The sequence below is a fragment of the Streptococcus mitis genome (assembly GCF_005844455.1).
GTDB classification, from domain to species: Bacteria; Bacillota; Bacilli; order Lactobacillales; family Streptococcaceae; genus Streptococcus; species Streptococcus mitis_BF.
On sequence record NZ_SPGF01000088.1, the window covers coordinates 1 to 4,827 of the forward strand.

3 protein-coding genes and 1 pseudogene are annotated in these 4,827 nt (G+C 39.9%); all 4 read left to right on the forward strand.

Annotated features, from left to right (window positions below; translation table 11 throughout):
• Positions 1-473 precede the first annotated feature (473 nt).
• The 4 genes and pseudogenes from FGQ53_RS11085 to FGQ53_RS11105 all read left to right on the forward strand — a co-directional run bounded on the left by FGQ53_RS11085 (position 474) and on the right by FGQ53_RS11105 (position 4,715).
• A pseudogene (locus FGQ53_RS11085) lies at positions 474-1,162 on the forward strand (gamma-glutamyl-gamma-aminobutyrate hydrolase family protein).
• A gap of 170 nt (positions 1,163-1,332) precedes the next feature.
• Positions 1,333-2,682 (forward strand): glucose-6-phosphate isomerase, encoded by a 1,350-nt coding sequence (locus FGQ53_RS11095; RefSeq protein WP_000018269.1) that lies wholly within the window; start codon positions 1,333-1,335, stop codon positions 2,680-2,682.
• Between the two features lie 127 nt (positions 2,683-2,809).
• Positions 2,810-4,270, forward strand: a complete 1,461-nt coding sequence (gene gltX, locus FGQ53_RS11100; RefSeq protein ID WP_138338806.1) for a glutamate--tRNA ligase — start codon at positions 2,810-2,812, stop codon at positions 4,268-4,270.
• A 13-nt stretch (positions 4,271-4,283) separates the two neighbouring features.
• Positions 4,284-4,715 (forward strand): cytidine deaminase family protein, encoded by a 432-nt coding sequence (locus FGQ53_RS11105; RefSeq protein WP_138338809.1) that lies wholly within the window; start codon positions 4,284-4,286, stop codon positions 4,713-4,715.
• Positions 4,716-4,827 lie beyond the last annotated feature (112 nt).

A 4,827-nucleotide genomic window follows, 5' to 3' on the forward strand; every position in this document is an offset into this window, starting at 1 on the left:
ATGGGAAATCCCTCCTTAACTATAAGTTTATCACATAAAAAAGAAACCCAAATACAGAATTGTATTTGAATTTCTTAACTTAATGACATTGTCCTATGTGGGCAGCTTTTTCTTGTCCATAAAAAATACTTATCACGGCCTTAAAAAACATATAGCATATTGAATCTAGAATAGTACGCCGTGGTTGCTAAAATATTTCTATACATTAATTTGACTTTCCTAATCAATTTGTTCGCATCTTATTTCAATCTACTATATTAGACGAAAGTCATTTTGAGTGATATGATAGGACTATCGTTATACTCAATGAAAATCAAAGAGCAAACTAGGAAGCTAGCCGCAGGTTGCTCAAAGCACTGCTTTGAGGTTGTGGATAGAACTGACGAAGTCAGTAACCATACCTACGGTAAGGCGACGCTGACGTGGTTTGAAGAGATTTTCGAAGAGTATTAACATTCGAAAGGAGAGACATCATGGCTAGAACGGTTGTAGGAGTTGCTGCAAATCTATGTCCCGTAGACGCAGAAGGCAAAAATATTCACTCATCTGTATCTTGTAGATTCGCAGAGAGCATTCGTCAAGTCGGTGGTCTCCCTTTAGTCATTCCTGTTGGTGATGAGTCAGTTGTACGTGATTATGTGGAAATGATTGACAAACTCATTTTGACAGGAGGCCAAAATGTTCATCCTCAGTTTTATGGAGAGAAAAAGACCATCGAGAGCGATGATTACAATCTGATCCGTGACGAATTTGAATTGGCACCCTTGAAAGAAGCGCTCCGTCAGAATAAACCAATTATGGCAATCTGTCGCGGTGTCCAACTTGTTAATGTTGCCTTTGGTGGAACCCTCAATCAAGAAATCGAAGGTCACTGGCAAGGCCTACCTTTCGGAACATCTCACTCTATTGAGACAGTAGAAGGAACTGTGGTGGCTAAGCTATTTGGAAAAAAAGTCAGGTTAACTCAGTCCATCGTCAAAGCATTAAAGATTTGGCACCTAATTTCCGTGTAACCGCTATTGATCCAAGAGACCAGACCATCGAAGCGATTGAGTCTATCGACGAGCACCGCATTATCGGTTTGCAGTGGCATCCAGAGTTTCTGGTTAATGAAGAAGATGGCAATTTAGAATTATTTGAGTATTTATTGAATGAACTGTAACGACTGGGACATCTAGTCGTTCTTTCTTTTATTTTTTCAAAATTTTTGGAATGTGGGATTTTTACGCAAACGTTTGAATTCTGATAAAAATTGGAGAAATTCGACAAAAAAACTTGAAAAAAACGAAGGTAAGCGTTATGATAGAAAAGAAGAAATATTGGAGGAATAACATGTCACATATTAAATTTGATTATTCAAAAGTTTTAGACAAATTTGTTGCACCACATGAAGTGGAATACATGCAATCACAAGTAACAGCAGCAGATGAATTGATCCGTAAAGGAACTGGTGCTGGTAGCGACTTCTTAGGATGGTTGGACCTTCCTGAAAACTACGACCGCGAAGAATTTGACCGTATCTTGAAAGCTGCTGAGCAAATCAAATCAGACAGCGATGTTTTGGTTGTTATCGGTATCGGTGGATCTTACCTTGGTGCCAAAGCAGCAATCGACTTCTTGAACCACCACTTTGCAAACTTGCAAACAAAAGAAGAACGTAAAGCTCCACAAATTCTTTACGCAGGAAACTCAATTTCATCTACTTACCTTGCTGACTTGGTAGAGTATGTTGCAGACAAAGACTTCTCAGTAAACGTGATTTCTAAATCAGGTACAACAACTGAACCAGCGATTGCTTTCCGCGTCTTCAAAGAACTTTTGGTTAAGAAATACGGTCAAGAAGAAGCCAACAAACGTATCTATGCAACAACTGACCGCCAAAAAGGTGCTGTTAAAGTTGAAGCAGATGCTAACGGTTGGGAAACATTTGTTGTTCCAGATGACATCGGTGGACGCTTCTCAGTATTGACAGCAGTTGGTTTGCTTCCAATCGCTGCATCAGGAGCTGACATCAAAGCCCTTATGGAAGGTGCTAACGCAGCTCGCAAAGACTACACTTCAGACAAAATCTCTGAAAACGAAGCTTACCAATACGCAGCAGTTCGTAACATTCTTTACCGTAAAGGCTATGCAACTGAGATCTTGGTAAACTACGAGCCGTCACTTCAATACTTCTCAGAGTGGTGGAAACAATTGGCTGGTGAATCAGAAGGGAAAGACCAAAAAGGTATCTACCCAACTTCAGCCAACTTCTCAACTGACTTGCACTCACTTGGTCAATTTATCCAAGAAGGAACTCGTATCATGTTTGAAACAGTTGTTCGTGTTGACAAACCTCGTAAAAACGTGATTATTCCTACATTGGAAGAAGACCTTGATGGACTTGGTTACCTTCAAGGAAAAGACGTTGACTTTGTAAACAAAAAAGCGACTGATGGTGTTCTTCTTGCCCACACAGATGGTGATGTACCAAATATGTACGTGACTCTTCCAGAGCAAGACGCTTTCACTCTTGGTTACACAATCTACTTCTTCGAATTGGCTATCGCTCTTTCAGGTTACTTGAATGCTATCAACCCATTTGACCAACCAGGTGTTGAAGCTTACAAACGTAACATGTTTGCTCTTCTTGGAAAACCAGGATTTGAAGAATTGAGCAAAGAACTTAACGCACGTCTATAATAGAAGAAAAGAGTGGTTTGTCCACTCTTTTTACTCTCTTTATCCATAGAAATTGGACTCAGCCAAGACTTGTGATATAATATAGAGAGTAAAAAGGCAGACGCCTAGAGACTTTATAGGAGAAACTATGTCAAAAGATATCCGCGTACGTTACGCACCAAGTCCAACAGGACTACTACACATCGGGAATGCCCGTACAGCATTGTTCAACTACCTTTACGCACGTCATCATGGTGGAACTTTTATTATCCGTATTGAAGATACTGACCGTAAACGACATGTCGAAGATGGTGAACGTTCACAGCTTGAAAACCTTCGTTGGTTAGGAATGGATTGGGATGAAAGCCCGGAAACACATGAAAACTACCGCCAGTCTGAACGTTTGGACTTGTATCAAAAATACATCGACCAATTGCTAGCTGAAGGAAAAGCCTACAAATCTTATGTTACAGAAGAAGAGTTGGCAGCTGAACGCGAACGCCAAGAAGCCGTAGGTGAAACTCCTCGTTACATCAATGAATACCTTGGTATGAGTGAAGAAGAAAAAGCAGCTTACATCGCAGAACGTGAATCAGCAGGAATCATCCCAACAGTTCGTTTGGCTGTCAATGAGTCAGGTATCTACAAGTGGCATGATATAGTCAAAGGCGATATCGAATTTGAAGGTGGCAATATCGGTGGTGACTGGGTTATCCAAAAGAAAGACGGTTACCCAACTTACAACTTTGCCGTTGTCATCGATGACCATGATATGCAAATTTCTCACGTAATCCGTGGAGACGACCACATTGCTAATACACCAAAACAGCTCATGGTTTATGAAGCACTTGGTTGGGAAGCTCCAGAGTTTGGTCACATGACCTTGATTATCAACTCTGAGACTGGTAAGAAGTTATCTAAACGTGATACTAATACACTTCAATTTATCGAAGATTACCGAAAGAAAGGTTACCTTCCAGAAGCAGTCTTTAACTTTATTGCTCTTCTTGGTTGGAACCCAGGTGGCGAAGATGAAATCTTCTCTCGTGAAGAACTCATTAAACTTTTCGATGAAAACCGCCTCAGCAAGTCTCCAGCAGCCTTTGACCAGAAAAAACTAGACTGGATGAGCAATGATTATATCAAGACTGCAGATCTAGAAACTATCTTTGAAATGGCAAAACCATTCTTAGAGGAAGCAGGCCGATTGACTGATAAGGCTGAAAAATTGGTAGAACTCTATAAACCACAAATGAAATCAGTAGATGAAATTATTCCATTGACAGAGCTTTTCTTCTCAGATTTCCCAGAATTGACAGAAGCAGAGCGCGAAGTCATGGCGGGTGAAACAGTCCCAGCAGTTCTTGAAGCCTTCAAAGCAAAACTTGAAGCAATGACAGATGATGAATTTGTGACAGAAAATATCTTCCCGCAAATTAAAGCAGTCCAAAAAGAAACAGGTATCAAAGGAAAAAATCTCTTCATGCCAATTCGTATTGCTGTTTCAGGTGAAATGCATGGACCAGAATTGCCAGATACGATCTTCTTGTTAGGTCGTGAAAAATCAATCCAGCATATAGAAAATATGTTAAAAGAAATCTCTAAATAAGAAGGATGTAATAATGGGCATCTGGGAAAAGATGTACGAAGAAGCACAGAAATTATATAATCCACATGAAGTATCTGATTTTGTTTATGCCAACCATGTTGTAGCCGCAGTAGAAGCAGAAGAAGGACAAATATTTACAGGTTTCTGTATGGAAGGAACCTGTGGTGTATTCCATCTCTGCGCAGAGCGGGCAGCTCTCTTCAATATGTACCAATTTTCAGGACAAACTAAGGTTAAAAAAGTATTAGCCTTTCGAGACAAACCACCTTATGGTGGAAGTTCAGGAATGCCTTGTGGTGCTTGCAGAGAATTCCTTTTAGAGTTGAACGCCGAAAATAAAGATGCAGAATTCATGATGGACTACGATAGAAGAAAGATAGTGAAAGTCGCAGAACTAATGCCCTATTGGTGGGGAGAAGAACGTGCTTCTAAGTTTGATAAGTAATAAAAGAGTCAGTTCAATTCTCAATGTCATTAAGTTAAGAAATTCAAATACAATTCTGTATTTGGGTTTCTTTTTTATGTGATAAACTTATAGTTAAGGAGGAATTTCCCAT

What these genes read in the sequence shown, in the direction of transcription:
- FGQ53_RS11095 (WP_000018269.1), top strand. Translation starts at nt 1,333, where the DNA reads ATGTCACATATTAAATTTGATTATTCAAAAGTTTTAGACAAATTTGTT.
- gltX (WP_138338806.1), top strand. Translation starts at nt 2,810, where the DNA reads ATGTCAAAAGATATCCGCGTACGTTACGCACCAAGTCCAACAGGACTA.
- FGQ53_RS11105 (WP_138338809.1), top strand. Translation starts at nt 4,284, where the DNA reads ATGGGCATCTGGGAAAAGATGTACGAAGAAGCACAGAAATTATATAAT.